Source organism: uncultured Thiocystis sp. (assembly GCF_903866365.1).
Classification (GTDB): domain Bacteria; phylum Pseudomonadota; class Gammaproteobacteria; order Chromatiales; family Chromatiaceae; genus Chromatium.
Genome location: NZ_CAIPNF010000302.1, coordinates 17,041 through 30,256, shown reverse-complemented (window position 1 = coordinate 30,256; position 13,216 = coordinate 17,041). Strand labels below are relative to the sequence as shown.

At 59.7% G+C, this 13,216-nt stretch carries 11 protein-coding genes; 5 read left to right on the top strand and 6 right to left on the bottom strand.

From position 1 onward, the window contains the following. Positions 1 to 194: 194 nt before the first annotated feature. Positions 195 to 1,271, top strand: coding sequence for a dihydroorotase (pyrC, locus tag QZY07_RS17315; RefSeq protein WP_295405430.1), 1,077 nt, complete (start codon positions 195 to 197; stop codon positions 1,269 to 1,271). On the opposite strand, the gene QZY07_RS17310 is transcribed toward pyrC, so the two are convergent. The 4 genes from QZY07_RS17310 to QZY07_RS17295 all read right to left on the bottom strand — a co-directional run bounded on the left by QZY07_RS17310 (position 1,268) and on the right by QZY07_RS17295 (position 7,803). Further along, positions 1,268 to 2,983, bottom strand: coding sequence for a L,D-transpeptidase family protein (locus QZY07_RS17310; protein WP_295405428.1), 1,716 nt, complete (start codon positions 2,981 to 2,983; stop codon positions 1,268 to 1,270). The two genes, pyrC and QZY07_RS17310, sit on opposite strands and share 4 nt — an antisense overlap. Before the next feature lie 97 nt (positions 2,984 to 3,080). After that, a complete protein-coding gene (locus QZY07_RS17305; RefSeq protein ID WP_295405426.1) occupies positions 3,081 to 4,571 on the bottom strand; it encodes a SpoVR family protein in 1,491 nt (496 codons plus the stop codon). Next, a complete protein-coding gene (locus QZY07_RS17300; protein ID WP_295405424.1) occupies positions 4,568 to 5,836 on the bottom strand; it encodes a YeaH/YhbH family protein in 1,269 nt (422 codons plus the stop codon). The genes QZY07_RS17305 and QZY07_RS17300 overlap by 4 nt, the downstream gene beginning before the upstream one ends. 44 nt (positions 5,837 to 5,880) lie before the next feature. Continuing rightward, on the bottom strand, positions 5,881 to 7,803 hold the full coding sequence (locus QZY07_RS17295; protein WP_295405422.1) for a PrkA family serine protein kinase: 1,923 nt from the start codon (positions 7,801 to 7,803) through the stop codon (positions 5,881 to 5,883). Positions 7,804 to 8,399: 596 nt separating this feature from the next. Between QZY07_RS17295 and QZY07_RS17290 the strand changes: the two genes are divergently transcribed. After that, complete coding sequence (locus tag QZY07_RS17290; RefSeq protein WP_295405420.1) at positions 8,400 to 8,639, top strand: acetyltransferase; 240 nt, start codon at positions 8,400 to 8,402, stop codon at positions 8,637 to 8,639. A 102-nt stretch (positions 8,640 to 8,741) separates the two neighbouring features. Here the strand turns inward: QZY07_RS17290 and ftsH are convergent, their stop codons facing one another. Continuing rightward, positions 8,742 to 10,661, bottom strand: coding sequence for an ATP-dependent zinc metalloprotease FtsH (gene ftsH, locus QZY07_RS17285; RefSeq protein ID WP_295405418.1), 1,920 nt, complete (start codon positions 10,659 to 10,661; stop codon positions 8,742 to 8,744). 303 nt (positions 10,662 to 10,964) lie between these two features. Here ftsH and QZY07_RS17280 point away from each other — a divergent pair, with 303 nt between their 5' ends. Further along, positions 10,965 to 11,087, top strand: a complete 123-nt coding sequence (locus QZY07_RS17280; protein WP_295405416.1) for a transposase — start codon at positions 10,965 to 10,967, stop codon at positions 11,085 to 11,087. Positions 11,088 to 11,206: 119 nt separating this feature from the next. Here QZY07_RS17280 and QZY07_RS17275 read toward each other — a convergent pair whose 3' ends face one another. Then, positions 11,207 to 11,416, bottom strand: a complete 210-nt coding sequence (locus QZY07_RS17275; RefSeq protein WP_295405414.1) for a hypothetical protein — start codon at positions 11,414 to 11,416, stop codon at positions 11,207 to 11,209. 196 nt (positions 11,417 to 11,612) lie between these two features. On the opposite strand from QZY07_RS17275, the gene hemE reads away from it, so the two are divergent. Both hemE and QZY07_RS17265 read left to right on the top strand, forming a co-directional pair. Next, a complete protein-coding gene (hemE, locus tag QZY07_RS17270) occupies positions 11,613 to 12,689 on the top strand; it encodes a uroporphyrinogen decarboxylase (protein ID WP_295405412.1) in 1,077 nt (358 codons plus the stop codon). Positions 12,690 to 12,760: 71 nt separating this feature from the next. Continuing rightward, positions 12,761 to 13,198 (top strand): DUF29 domain-containing protein, encoded by a 438-nt coding sequence (locus QZY07_RS17265; RefSeq protein WP_295405410.1) that lies wholly within the window; start codon positions 12,761 to 12,763, stop codon positions 13,196 to 13,198. Positions 13,199 to 13,216: the final 18 nt, after the last annotated feature.

Genomic DNA, 13,216 nt, shown 5'->3' with positions numbered 1-13,216 from the left:
CGAAGCGTCCTTTGGATGGTGTGTCGAGATCCAACTCATCGGCGCTACCGCACTCAGATGGATACCCCCCATGGTCAATTTTCGGTCGGCATCAACAAATTGCTGTTCCGCCGACGAATTCTGGTAAAGATTTTGCGAATCTGCTACAGAACGTCGCCTAACCACTCGAAAGGCCCAACAACCCGCGGAGTAAAATGAACCAACCCGACGAGATCGTTATCGCCCGTCCCGACGACTGGCATCTGCATGTCCGCGACGGCGCGGCGATGGCGGATGTCGTCCGCCACACCGCCCGCCAGTTCGCGCGGGCCATCATCATGCCCAACCTCAAACCGCCGGTGGTCAGCACGGACCAGGCGCTCGACTATCACGCGCGGATTCTGGCCGCGCTGCCCGCCGGTAGCGACTTCCAGCCGCTGATGACGCTCTACCTCACCGACCAAACGGCGCCCGAGGAGATCGCCACCGCCAAGGCGAGCGGCGCGGTGGCTGCCTGCAAGCTGTATCCGGCGGGGGCGACCACCAACTCGGAGAGCGGCGTGACCGACCTGGGACATCTCTCTCCGGTACTGGAGGCGATGCAGCGCGAAGGTCTGCCACTGCTGGTGCATGGCGAGGTGACGGATCCCGAGGTGGATATCTTCGACCGCGAACAACGCTTCATCGCGGAACGTCTCGACTGGATCGTGACGCATTTCCCCACGCTCAAGATCGTGTTCGAGCATGTCACGACGGCGGACGCCGTGGATTTTGTCCGTGCCGGGCCGGACACGCTGGCGGCAACCATCACGCCACATCATCTGCTTTACAACCGCAACGCCATCCTGGCGGGCGGCATTCGACCGCATTTTTATTGCCTGCCGGTGCTCAAGCGCGAGCGCCATCGTCTCGCCCTGCTGGAGGCGGCCGTCAGCAGACATCCGCGCTTCTTCCTGGGGACCGACAGCGCTCCCCACGCCCTGGGGGAGAAGGAAAACGCCTGTGGCTGCGCGGGCGTTTACAGCGCCCATGCCGCGCTCGAACTCTACGCCGAGGCCTTCGAGCAGGCCGGCGCGCTGGATCGGCTGGAAGGTTTTGCCAGCCATCATGGGGCGGCTTTTTATGGACTCGCCCGCAATCCGGGGATCCTTCGACTGCGCCGCGAGCCTTGGCAGGTACCGGAACAGTATCCCTTCGGCGCAAGCCACGTGGTCCCGCTGGCAGCCGGGACACGTTTGCAGTGGCGGTTGGTCGATGAAGCCGCGTCCATCATCGAAGCCGACGCGGTTTAAGGCGCCGGGCTTTCAGTTTGGGTCAACCGCACGGCATTCGCTGCTGGCGGGGCGTCGGGTTCAGGGTCGGCCGGCGCTGGCGGTAAGGCCGGCGCGGACTCGACATCCGGTTGAGCGGGGGGTTCCGGGAAGGCGATCCGAGTCCGGAGCACCGGCTTCGCGAACAGCTCCAGCAAGCCTTGATCGCGTCCATAAATATCCGGCCGAAAGCGGACCGCGCCATGCTCGTCCGCGCGAGCGGTCAGATAATAAAGCAGCACCGGCAAGGCTTTCTCAAGGTTGACGTACCGAGTACGGCTGCCGTCGAGCACCTGGTCAATCTTGCCGCGATCCCAGTTCGACTCCTGAAGCAGGATCTCCGCGAGCCTGAGCGGATCCTGGACCCTCACGCAACCGTGACTGAGCGCGCGACTCGTTTGCGAGAACAGCCCTTTGTTGGGCGTGTCGTGCAGATAGACCGAATGCCGGTTCGGGAACATGAATTTGACGCGCCCCAGGGCATTGCGCGGCCCCGGTTGCTGGACGACCCGGTAACGTTTGTAGTTGCTCGCGTCGCCGCCGCTGGACTTGCGGCCCGTTTGACGGTCGACCAGCGTGTAGGTTGAAGAGACCCGCCCCATCTTCTTCTGGATCGAGATCGGCACCGTCCAGGTCGGATTGAGGACCAGATGTTCCATGGTGTCCCGGAACATCGGCGTTTGGGCGTCCTTCTCGCCGACGATCACGCGCGTGCTCCAGACGATCCCGCCATCGCGCACCACATGCGCCTTGTAGTCGGCAACATCGACGAACAGGTAATCGGCGCCCAGGTCATTGTAGAGCCAGCGCATGCGCTCCAGATTGATGCGAATACGCTCGACCTTCCCCGCATCGAACGGCTGGTTCAGGGCGGCGATCGTCGTCGGCCCAACCACGCCATCGGCGGACAAGTCGAACCGCCGCTGAAAGTCGACCACCGCGGCGTGGAGCGACTCATCGAATCGCGTCGCATCCGCCGGCACCGGGATCTCGCGATCGCCGATCAAGCGGAGTCGCTCCCGCAGCAAAACCACCCGAGGATCGCGGCTGCCCTGCGTCAAAATGACCCCGGCCGGCAGGGGCGCGAGCCCCTCCAGATTCGCCTTGCCCAAATACCTTGCAAGCCCGCGCTTGAGATCCTCGTACCAGAAGGGATACTGAAACCGGGCCGACAGAAAGGCCTCGGGATCGTCCGCTTCCAGCGCACCCGCCATGTCGGCAAGCAGCTGCTCGGCCGGAACCGGCTTGCGATCGTTGCGTTTCGGATCGACCGCGACGGGATCGAGCTTGCCGAAACGGGTGTGATGGACATAACGCAGCAGTGCGTCACTCAGCTTGATGTCCGCGCCAATGCGCTCTGCCTCGGAGAGCGCGTCGAAGGCATGCGGAAGACTCAGCTCGCGCAAGGTTTCCACATGGAAATCCTGGGGCGCGAAGCCCTCCAGGCGACTTTCCTCGACCAGGAGCAGAAGGGCGTCGATCCGTGCCGGGTCGGTCCACACGGGCTCATTGCCTTCCCGCGCGTAAAACTCGGCAAGCAGACGGCCAGAAAGCAGGTGAACGCCTTCTAAGGCGGTGGTCTCGGACTCGCGCAACGCCTCCAGCGTGCTGCCTAACAGCGAGGACGGATGCGCCAGCGCGGGCAGAAAGGCGAACAGGAGTGAGAAAATACTCGGATAAACATGGAACTTCATCGTCCGTCCTCAAGGACCATCGCAGAGATGGTAACTATACCGTTTCTGGGGAACCCGCATGTGTCTTCAACATGCGACAAAGGCCGAAAGCGCTCGGTCAGGCTTCGCCAACCAATTGCGCCCGCCCATCCTCGTGAACCGTCTCCAGGCGGACGGTAAAACCCCACAGGCGTCGAAGATGGCGCAACATCTCATCGAGCGAGTCGCCCAAGGGTCGACGACGATGCGAAAAGTGACGCAAGGTCAGCGAACGATCACCCTGTCGGTCAACCTTGAACACCTGAATGTTCGGCTCGCGGCTACCGAGATTATATTGCTCCGCGAGCCGCAGACGCAGTGCCCGATAGCCCTGTTCCTCGTGGATTTCCGTCACTTCCAGGTGCTCTTCGCGATCGTCGTCGCGAATCGCAAAAAAATGGAAATCCCGCATCAGGGTCGGCGACAGATACTGGGCGATAAAGCTTTCGTCCTTGAAATTACGCATCGCGAAATCCAGCACCCGGAGCCAATCGCCGCCGGCAATGTCTGGGAACCATTCGCGATCCTCGGCGGTCGGCCGTTCGCAGATGCGACGGATGTCGCGCATCATCGCAAACCCCAGCGCATAAGGATTGATGCCGTTGTAATAGGGCACATCGAATGACGGCTGAAACACCACCCCGGTATGGGATTGCAGAAACTCCATCATGAAACCGTCGGTGACAAAGCCATCGTCATAGAGATGATTCATGAGGGTGTAATGCCAGAAGGTTGCCCAACCTTCGTTCATAATCTGGGTCTGACGCTGCGGATAAAAATACTGGCCGATTTTGCGCACGATCCGCACGATCTCGCGCTGCCAGGGTTCGAGCAGCGGCGCGTTTTTTTCGATGAAATACAGCAGATTTTCCTGCGGTTCCTCGGGCCAGCGCGATTCCTGTCGGGCATCCCCGGCGCTGTCCGCCAGGGGAATGGTCCGCCAGAGATCGTTGATTTGTGACTGCAGATAGGTCTCGCGATCGCGCTGTCGACGCTGTTCCTCCGCCATACTGAGCGGTGCCGGGCGTTTATAGCGGTCGACGCCATGATTCATCAGCGCATGGCAGGAATCGAGCAGCAACTCGACCTCCGCCTGACCATAACGCTCCTCGCATTGCGCGATGTACTTTCGGGCAAAGACCAGATAATCGATGATGGCATCGGCGCTAGTCCAGGTGCGAAAGAGGTAATTGCCCTTGAAGAAGCTGTTATGGCCATAGCAGGCATGGGCGATGACCAGCGCCTGCATCGGCAGCGTATTCTCTTCCATCAGATAGGCGATACAGGGATCGGAATTGATCACGATTTCATAGGCCAGCCCCATCTGACCGCGGCGATAGGTTTGTTCGGTCGCGACGAATTGCTTGCCGAATGACCAGTGCGGATAATTGATCGGCAAACCCACGGAGGAATAGGCATCAATCATTTGCTCGGAGCTGATGACTTCGATCTGATTACGATAGGTATCGAGCCCATAGACATTATGAGCCAGATTGCCGATTTCCCGATCGAAGCGCTCCAGCAGGGGAAAGGACCACTCGGCGGAATCAGAGATAATGTTCTGGTTCATGCCTCCTGCCTCTTAAAAAGCTCCCTGAACACGGGAAAGATATCGTCCGCGCCGTCGATTTCCTGCATGGCGAAATGAGGATGAGCGGCCATCACTTCCTGATAGGCATACCAGAGACTTTGATGCTGGCGCGGCGTGATTTCGACATAGGCGTAATAGCGCATCAAGGGCATGAGTCGATCGATCAGGAGATCCCGACAGACGCTGGAGTCTGAATCCCAATTATCGCCATCCGACGCCTGCGCGGCATAGATGTTCCAGACGCTCGGATCGTAACGCTCGCGCAACACCTCATACGTCAAATTCAAGGCGCTGGAGACCACCGTGCCGCCGGTTTCGCGGGAATAGAAAAATTCCTGTTCATCGACCTCCTGGGCAATGGTGTGATGACGAATGAAGACCACCTCGATCTTGTCGTAATTGCGCTTCAGAAAGAGATATAACAGGATAAAAAACCGCTTTGCCAGGTTCTTACGGGCCTGATCCATGGATCCCGAAACATCCATGATACAGACCATCACCGCCTTGCTGGTCGGCTCCGGCTGCTTCACGAAACTCTGGTAGCGCAGATCGAAGGTATCGATGAAGGGCAGCGCGGCAATGCGGGTCTTGAGCCGGTCGATCTCCTCGCGCAAGGCGCACAGTTGTGGGTCAACCTCGGCGACGCCGGCGGCTAGCAGGATCTCGATCTCGGACTCCAGTTCACGAATGCGCGCACGCAGGGGCGCCCCGATCGCGGTCCGGCGCGCGATGGCGCCTTTCAGCGAACGGACCACATCGATATTCGAGGGCGAGCCGGCGGTCGCATAGCCGGCACGGATCGATTTGAATTCGGTCGTGCCCATCAGTTGATTGCGCACCAGGTTCGGCAGTTCCAGATCCTCGAACAGCAGATCCATGAACTCCTCGCGGGACAACTCGAAGACGAAATCGTCGTCTCCCTGTCCGCCCTTGCCGGCCTTCCCCTGCCCCGAACCCTCGCCGCCGCCCTCCGGACGACGCAGATGATCGCCCTTGAGGAAATCCTTGTTGCCGGGGTGAACCATGTCACGGACACCGCCCTTTCCATGATGGAACATCGGCTCTGATATATCCCGCGACGGAATTCCGACCTTCTCGCCGGAATCGATGTCGGTAATGCTGCGCCGGTTGACCGCATCCGCCACGGAACGCTTGAGCTGAGTCTTGTAGCGTTTGAGAAAACGCGTACGATTGACCGCGCTCTTGTTCCTGCCATTCAGACGCCGGTCGATGAAGTTTGACATTAGGTGCTCGCTTGGAACTGCCGCTTATCGTTCAAACCCGGAAGTCAACTCGACTTCCTGACCCGCAGATACCACTCCGACAACAGCCGCACCTGTTTCGGCGTATAGCCTTTATCGGTCATGCGATCGACAAACTGATCGTGCTTTTTCTGTTCATCTACCGATGACTTGGCATTGAATGAAATGACCGGAAGCAGATCCTCGGTATTGGAAAACATCTTCTTCTCGATCACGACCCGCAGCTTCTCGTAACTGGTCCATTTCGGATTCGCGCCGCCGTGATTGGCGCGGGCACGCAGCACGAAGTTCACGATCTCGTTGCGGAAATCCTTGGGATTGGAGATACCCGCCGGCTTTTCGATCTTTTCCAGTTCCTCGTTCAGCGCCACGCGATTCATCATCTCGCCGGTATCCGGATCGCGGTATTCCTGATCCTGAATCCAATAATCCGCATAGACCACATAACGGTCGAAGATGTTCTGTCCGTATTCGGCATAGGATTCCAGATAGGCGGTCTGCAACTCCTTGCCGATGAACTCCGCATAGCGCGGCGCCAGATACTGCTTGAGATAACTCAGATAGCGTTCCTGGGTCTCCGGCGGCAATTGCTCGCGGGCGATCTGGCGCTCCAGGACATAGAGCAGATGGACCGGATTGGCCGCCACCTCGGTATGATCGAAGTTGAAAACCTGAGACAGAATCTTGAAGGCGAAGCGGGTCGAGATCCCGGACATCCCCTCGTCGACCCCGGCATAGTCGCGGTATTCCTGCACCGACTTGGCCTTGGGGTCGGCGTCTTTCAGGTTCTCGCCGTTGTAGATGCGCATCTTGGAAAAGATGCTGGAGTTCTCCGGCTCCTTGATGCGTGTCAGGGTCGAGAACTGGGCCATCATTTCCAGAGTGCCGGGCGCGCACGGCGCTTCGGCGAGCGAACTGCCGCGCAGGAGTTTGTCGTAGATTTTGACCTCCTCGTTGACCCGCAGACAGTACGGCACCTTCACGATGTAGACCCGGTCCAGAAAGGCTTCGTTATTCTTGTTGTTACGGAAGGTCTGCCATTCCGACTCATTGGAGTGGGCCAGTATGATCCCCTGGAAAGGCAACGCCGAGAGACCCTCGGTGCCGTTATAGTTGCCTTCCTGGGTCGCGGTCAGCAGCGGATGCAGCACCTTGATCGGCGCCTTGAACATCTCGACGAATTCCATCAGGCCCTGATTGGCTCGACACAGCGCGCCGGAATAGCTGTAGGCATCCGCGTCGTTCTGCGCGAACCGCTCCAGCTGACGGATATCGACCTTGCCCACCAGCGAGGAAATATCCTGATTGTTCTCGTCCCCCGGTTCGGTCTTGGCGATCGCGATCTGTTCCAGCATCGAGGGGTACAGCTTCACCACCTTGAACCGGGTGATATCGCCGCGGAACTCCTGCAACCGCTTCACCGCCCAGGGCGACATGATGGTGCGCAGATAGCGCGACGGAATCCCGTAATCTTCTTCCAGGATGGGACCGTCCTCCTCCGGCGAGAAGAGACCGAGCGGCGACTCGAACACCGGCGAGCCATGAATGGCATAGAAGGGCCTCTCCTCCATCAGTTCCTTCAGCTTCTCGGCCAGGGACGACTTGCCGCCGCCCACCGGCCCGAGCAGATAGAGGATCTGTTTTTTCTCCTCCAGACCCTGGGAGGCGTGCTTCAGATAGGAGACCAGATGCTCGATCGGCTCCTCCATCCCATAGAACTCGGAGAAGGCCGGATAGCGCCGCAGCATCTTGTTCTGAAAGATCCGGCTCAAGCGCGGATCGTCGCGGGTGTTGACCATCTCCGCCTCGCCGATTGCCATCAGCAGGCGCTCCGCGGCGCCCGCATAGGCGCTCGGGTCCGACTTGCAGAGTTGCAGATATTCGTCCAGGCTCAACACCTCCTCGCGGGAGGCTTCATAACGTGCCTGGTAGCGTTCGAAGATCGACATAGACGTCACCTCACTCGGAAACTCATGGTCCTCATCCGGCCCGGCGTCGAAAGCGCCAATCGCAATGAATGCTCGGGGCGAGGAGGGAAAAAGACAAGACCTTGTCTAACCTAATCAGCAAAAATTACGCCATTGTGAGTCAAACAGAGTCAGCGACGACACCCCCAGCGTCAGGCGCGGTGCGACCGACGCATGTACGGCGCATCGGATGCCTGAATCGGTTCAACCCCGCACCGCAACCTGTCGGCGACGTATAGGGCTGAAACCGGAGAAGCGATGCCGGATGATCAAACCTAATCCGCACGAAACAAGTGCGTCAAGCACCAGAAGCAGGCCGGTCTTGCGACCGCTCGCCCGCCCTGAATCAGCGTTTCTTCACAGCGACTATAGAACGCGCGCGGTGCAACAGGTTCAGTGTCTGCGCATCATCAGTGCATTCCGATCCGCCAGTCCCGCGGCGAATCCGGTCGCGTCCCAGCATCGCATCCCAGAAGACCGTCTCCTGTTGCGAGAGACCCGTTGATCGCTTGTCAGTGTGCGACCAAGTGCCATACTGAGAAATGACGGTGGAGTTCACCCAGAGAGGAGGGCTAGCGATGTTTCTCAAGCAAAATTCGACGGGGAAATTGGTTGAGGTCTTGAGTCAAAGAGACCTCTTTAACCCGCTGCGCCGGTTGATCGTCGGTCGTTATCATGCCGGTGAAGAGTTGCAGGATCCGGAGAGCTTCGACAAGTCCGAACTCGTCTTTGTCTCAGACGAGCCCTTGCCGCGTTGCTGGATCGATGTGCATTACCGCGATGAGGCTGTTCATCGTCCCTACCGGACGACTTCTTGATATGCCGCGCTTAGGAGCGCGCTAACCCGCGCGCGATCTTACTTACGCGACGTCTGCCCGGCGGCCATCGGCCTAACGAGCAAACGTCGATGCTGGTGTGGTTTAGATGCTATCGATCGCGATTGGGGGCTGTTTGCGCGAGCCCCCCTGAGGGGCATTGCTGCCTCCGTCCGCCGTGGGTTTCGAATGTCCGCTGTTATCCTCTGGATCGCGCATCGGGCGGTCGTTCATGATGTCGTCGATCTGATCCCTGCCAATGGTCTCGAATTTCAGTAAGGCTTCGGCCATCGTGTGCAGCTTGCCAAGATTCTCGTCGAGCAAGCGCTTGGCGCGCTGATAATTGCGGTCGATGATGGTTCTGACCTCTTTGTCGATGGATTGAGCGGTTTCGGGCGAGACCTGGCGATGCTGGGTGACGGAGCGTCCCAGGAAGACCTCGCCCTCGTCCTCGGCATAAGCGAGCGGCCCCAGGCCATCCGAGAGTCCAAATCGCGTCACCATGTTGCGCGCGATATCCGTGGCACGCTCGATATCGTTGGAGGCGCCCGTGGTGACGTGCTCTGGCCCGAAAATGATTTCCTCGGCCAAACGTCCGCCGAACAAGCTGGAAATCTGGCTTTCCAGCTGACGCTTGCTCATGCTGTAGCGGTCGCGTTCGGGCAGGAACATGGTGACGCCCAGCGCCCGTCCACGCGGGATGATGCTGACCTTGTGCACGGGATCGTGCTCCGGAACCAGTCGGCCGACGATCACATGTCCGGATTCGTGATACGCCGTCAGTTTCTTTTCGGACTCGGACATGACGATGCTGCGCCGCTCGGCCCCCATCATGATCTTATCCTTGGCCTTCTCGAACATAAACATTGAGACTTCGGTATCGCCGGAGCGCGCCGCGAACAGGGCGGCCTCATTGACGAGATTGGCCAGATCGGCACCGGAGAATCCGGGCGTGCCGCGGGCGATGGTCCGGGCATCGACATCCTCGGCGATGGGCACCTTGCGCATGTGTACCTCCAGGATGGCCGCGCGCCCGGCGAGATCCGGGAGACCGACCACGACCTGACGGTCGAAACGGCCAGGGCGAAGCAGCGCTGGATCCAGGACGTCGGCGCGGTTGGTGGCCGCGATCACGATGACGCCCTCGTTGCCCGTGAAACCGTCCATTTCGACCAGGAGCTGATTGAGGGTTTGTTCGCGCTCGTCGTGTCCGCCGCCCAGTCCCGCGCCGCGCTTGCGTCCGACGGCGTCGATTTCGTCGATGAAGATGATGCAGGGCGCGGTCTTCTTGGCCTGCTCGAAGAGATCCCGGACCCGCGAGGCGCCGACGCCGACGAACATCTCGACGAAGTCCGAACCGGAGATGCTGAAAAAGGGCACCTTGGCTTCGCCGGCAATGGCGCGCGCAAGCAGCGTCTTGCCGGTACCGGGGGGGCCGACCATCAGCACCCCGCGCGGAATCCGCCCGCCTAGATTGGTGAATTTCTGCGGGTTGCGCAGGAAATCGACCAGTTCGCCGACTTCTTCCTTGGCTTCTTCGACGCCCGCGACATCCCGCAGGGTCACCTTGACATCGCCCTCGGCATGTTGCCGGGCACGGCTTTTGCCGAAATTGAAGATGCCGCCAGCGCCACCGCCGCCGCCCGCGCTACGGCGCATGAGCCAGATCCAAACGCCCGCCAGCAGCAGGAAGGGTAGCCAGGCGACCAGCATCTGCATGAAAATGCTTGGCGAAGCCGGCGGCTGGGCACGAATCGTCACCGACTGCTTCAGCAGGTCGCCGACCAGCCCGGGGTCGCCCGGATCGAAGGTCTCGAAACGCGAGCCATCGGTGCGAACACCCTTGATTGTCTGATCCTGGATCGTCACTTCGCGGATCGATCCATCAGTCAGCTCTTGCAGAAACTGACTGTAGCTCAACGAGCGCGATTCGGTTTGCTCTGGTGAAGTCATGGTGTTTAGCATCATGACTAGCCAGAAAGTGACGGCAATCCAGAGTAGGATGTTCAAAATCTTTGCATTCATTCTAAGACATACCTCGTTGACCGTTGCGTTATGCGAAGTGGTCTGTCTTGCCGCAACGCTTTCAGGCTAGATCGGGTCTGGGACATAAAAACCAACTCGTAGCTTACCGGAGATTAACAGGTTTGATGTCGGATTGGAGGGGCGTTGGTGCATAAATCCGCCGACCCCTGCTTAAGCTGACCATCGTTTCACCTTTCAGCAAGCCTCATATATGCCATCCACGGACCCGACAAGCGAAGCCCCCCGCCACCAAGAAGGCGACCGATCGGATCACCAACTTGGCCAGCGCCCGACCGGGCGCTGGTGGCACGTGGGGACATCATGTTCTGGTTCGATCAGGAAGCGATCGCCCAGCGCCGGACGCCGGAGCCAACGGGCAAACGCGGTGCGCCCTGGCGCTACTCGGACTGGTCCATCCAGACGTGATTGGCGTTAAAGGTAAGTTCTCAATAACTCACGGCACGCCCGATGCGGCCAAAGCCCGTTCGCGCATGATTTCCGGCAAGGGCGGGAAATCTCCGACCTGTCCGATGCGGTCATTTGAGTTAGTCCCAGAAGGAAATCCCGAGCTTGCGGCAGGTTTTCTTGAGGCTGGCAACGGTGTCGCGGCAACGGCGTCCCAGATCGCCGCGGATCCCGCCGCCGAGCGTGCGCCATTTGACGTCGCCACGGATGTTGTTCTCGCTGCCGTTGGTGTGCAGTGGGATGTCCGGGCGCAGAAGCACCAGCAGCAACTCGCCCTGATGGCTCTTCAAACGCTTGAGGGTTTGATCGAGGGTCGCAAAGGAGGGTTATATAAAATCAAGTGTTTTTCCAAGTGAAGCAGGCGATAAACACGTTATGTTTATTTCTGGTTCTTGGATGGAGAGATCCCGCGAAGCTCATCCCGTAGTAGAATGCCCAGCCAAATCATGCGAGACATTCCACTAAAACACTGCTCGGGCACGCCTCATGACCTCACTGACCAATGACACCTTCCTGCGCGCACTGCTGCGCGAACCTGTTGATTACACTCCGGTGTGGATGATGCGCCAGGCGGGCCGCTACCTGCCCGAGTACCGTGCGACCCGCGCGAAGGCTGGCAGCTTCATGGATCTTTGCAAAAATCCGGAACTGGCCTGCGAGGTCACTCTGCAACCCTTGGAGCGCTTTCCGTTGGATGCCGCCATCCTCTTCTCGGATATTCTGACGGTGCCCGACGCCATGGGTCTGGGGCTTTATTTCTCGGAGGGCGAGGGGCCGCACTTCGAGCGTCCGGTCCGCTCCGAGGCCGATGTGGATCGGATCGGGATACCGGATCCGGAAGGCGAGCTGAAATATGTCATGGATGCGGTCTCCACGATCCGGCGCGAACTCCAGGGTCGCGTCCCGCTGATCGGCTTTTCGGGCAGTCCCTGGACGCTCGCCACCTATATGGTCGAGGGCGGCGGCGCGAAGAACTTCTCGCAGATCAAGGGGATGATGTTCGATCGCCCGGATCTGCTGCATCGTTTGCTGGCCAAGACCGCGGATGCGGTGACGGTCTACCTGAATGCGCAGATTGCCCGTGGGGCGCAGGCGACGATGATCTTCGATACCTGGGGCGGTGTGCTGGCGCCGGCCAACTATCGCGAATTTTCGCTCGCCTACATGCAGCGCGTGATCGAAGGTCTGACCCGCGAGGCCGAGGGCCGAAAGGTTCCCGTCATCCTCTTTACCAAGAATGGCGGACAGTGGCTGGGCGAGATGGCCAACACCGGCTGCGACGCGCTTGGAGTGGATTGGACCACGGATCTGGCGGATGCCCGTCGCCTGGTCGGGGATCGGGTCGCGCTCCAGGGCAATCTCGATCCCTGCGCACTCTATGCCTCGCCGGAACGGATTCGCGAGGAAGTCGCGCGGGTGCTGGCCAGCTATGGCCAGGGTCCAGGCCATATTTTCAACCTTGGCCACGGCATCACGCCGGACGTCAATCCGGAACATGCGGGCGCCATGGTCGCCGCGGTGCATGAATTGAGCCGCGCGTATCACGTTGCGGGGTCGATTTGATTGAATTGGACGCATGCCGGGGTTGCCGGGAGAGGCAACCCTTCAGCACGGGATTTCTCGCGGAGGCGCCGATGACCACCAACCTTGCGTATGAGCGGGATGTGATTGCCTGGGCGAACGAGCAGGCCAGCTTACTGCGTGCCGGGCGGTTCGATCTCCTTGATATCGAGCATCTGGCGGAGGAGATTGAAGACGTGGGCAAAAGCGAGCAGCGTGAACTGGCCAGCAGAATGGCGGTCCTGCTGGCGCATCTGCTGAAATGGCGATTCCAGCCGGAAAGGCGTGGCCGGAGTTGGCAGACCATCATCCGCGTCCAGCGCAATGCGCTGAGCGTTCATCTGGAGAGCGTCCCCAGTCTCAAGGCCACGCTGAACGATGCGGCATGGTGGACAAAGGTCTGGGCGGATGCTGTCTCGAAAGCGATCGAGGAAACCGGGTTGGATCTCTTTCCCGAACAGTGTCCGTGGGCAATTCAGGAGATTCTCGACCCAGACTGGAAGCCCGAATAAAGTCCCGCGATGTTTCTG

Excerpts from the sequence above, each read along its gene's own strand:
- pyrC (WP_295405430.1), top strand. The coding sequence starts at position 195 with ATGAACCAACCCGACGAGATCGTTATCGCCCGTCCCGACGACTGGCAT.
- QZY07_RS17310 (WP_295405428.1), bottom strand. The coding sequence starts at position 2,983 with ATGAAGTTCCATGTTTATCCGAGTATTTTCTCACTCCTGTTCGCCTTT.
- QZY07_RS17305 (WP_295405426.1), bottom strand. The coding sequence starts at position 4,571 with ATGAACCAGAACATTATCTCTGATTCCGCCGAGTGGTCCTTTCCCCTG.
- QZY07_RS17300 (WP_295405424.1), bottom strand. The coding sequence starts at position 5,836 with ATGTCAAACTTCATCGACCGGCGTCTGAATGGCAGGAACAAGAGCGCG.
- QZY07_RS17295 (WP_295405422.1), bottom strand. The coding sequence starts at position 7,803 with ATGTCGATCTTCGAACGCTACCAGGCACGTTATGAAGCCTCCCGCGAG.
- QZY07_RS17290 (WP_295405420.1), top strand. The coding sequence starts at position 8,400 with ATGTTTCTCAAGCAAAATTCGACGGGGAAATTGGTTGAGGTCTTGAGT.
- ftsH (WP_295405418.1), bottom strand. The coding sequence starts at position 10,661 with ATGAATGCAAAGATTTTGAACATCCTACTCTGGATTGCCGTCACTTTC.
- hemE (WP_295405412.1), top strand. The coding sequence starts at position 11,613 with ATGACCTCACTGACCAATGACACCTTCCTGCGCGCACTGCTGCGCGAA.
- QZY07_RS17265 (WP_295405410.1), top strand. The coding sequence starts at position 12,761 with ATGACCACCAACCTTGCGTATGAGCGGGATGTGATTGCCTGGGCGAAC.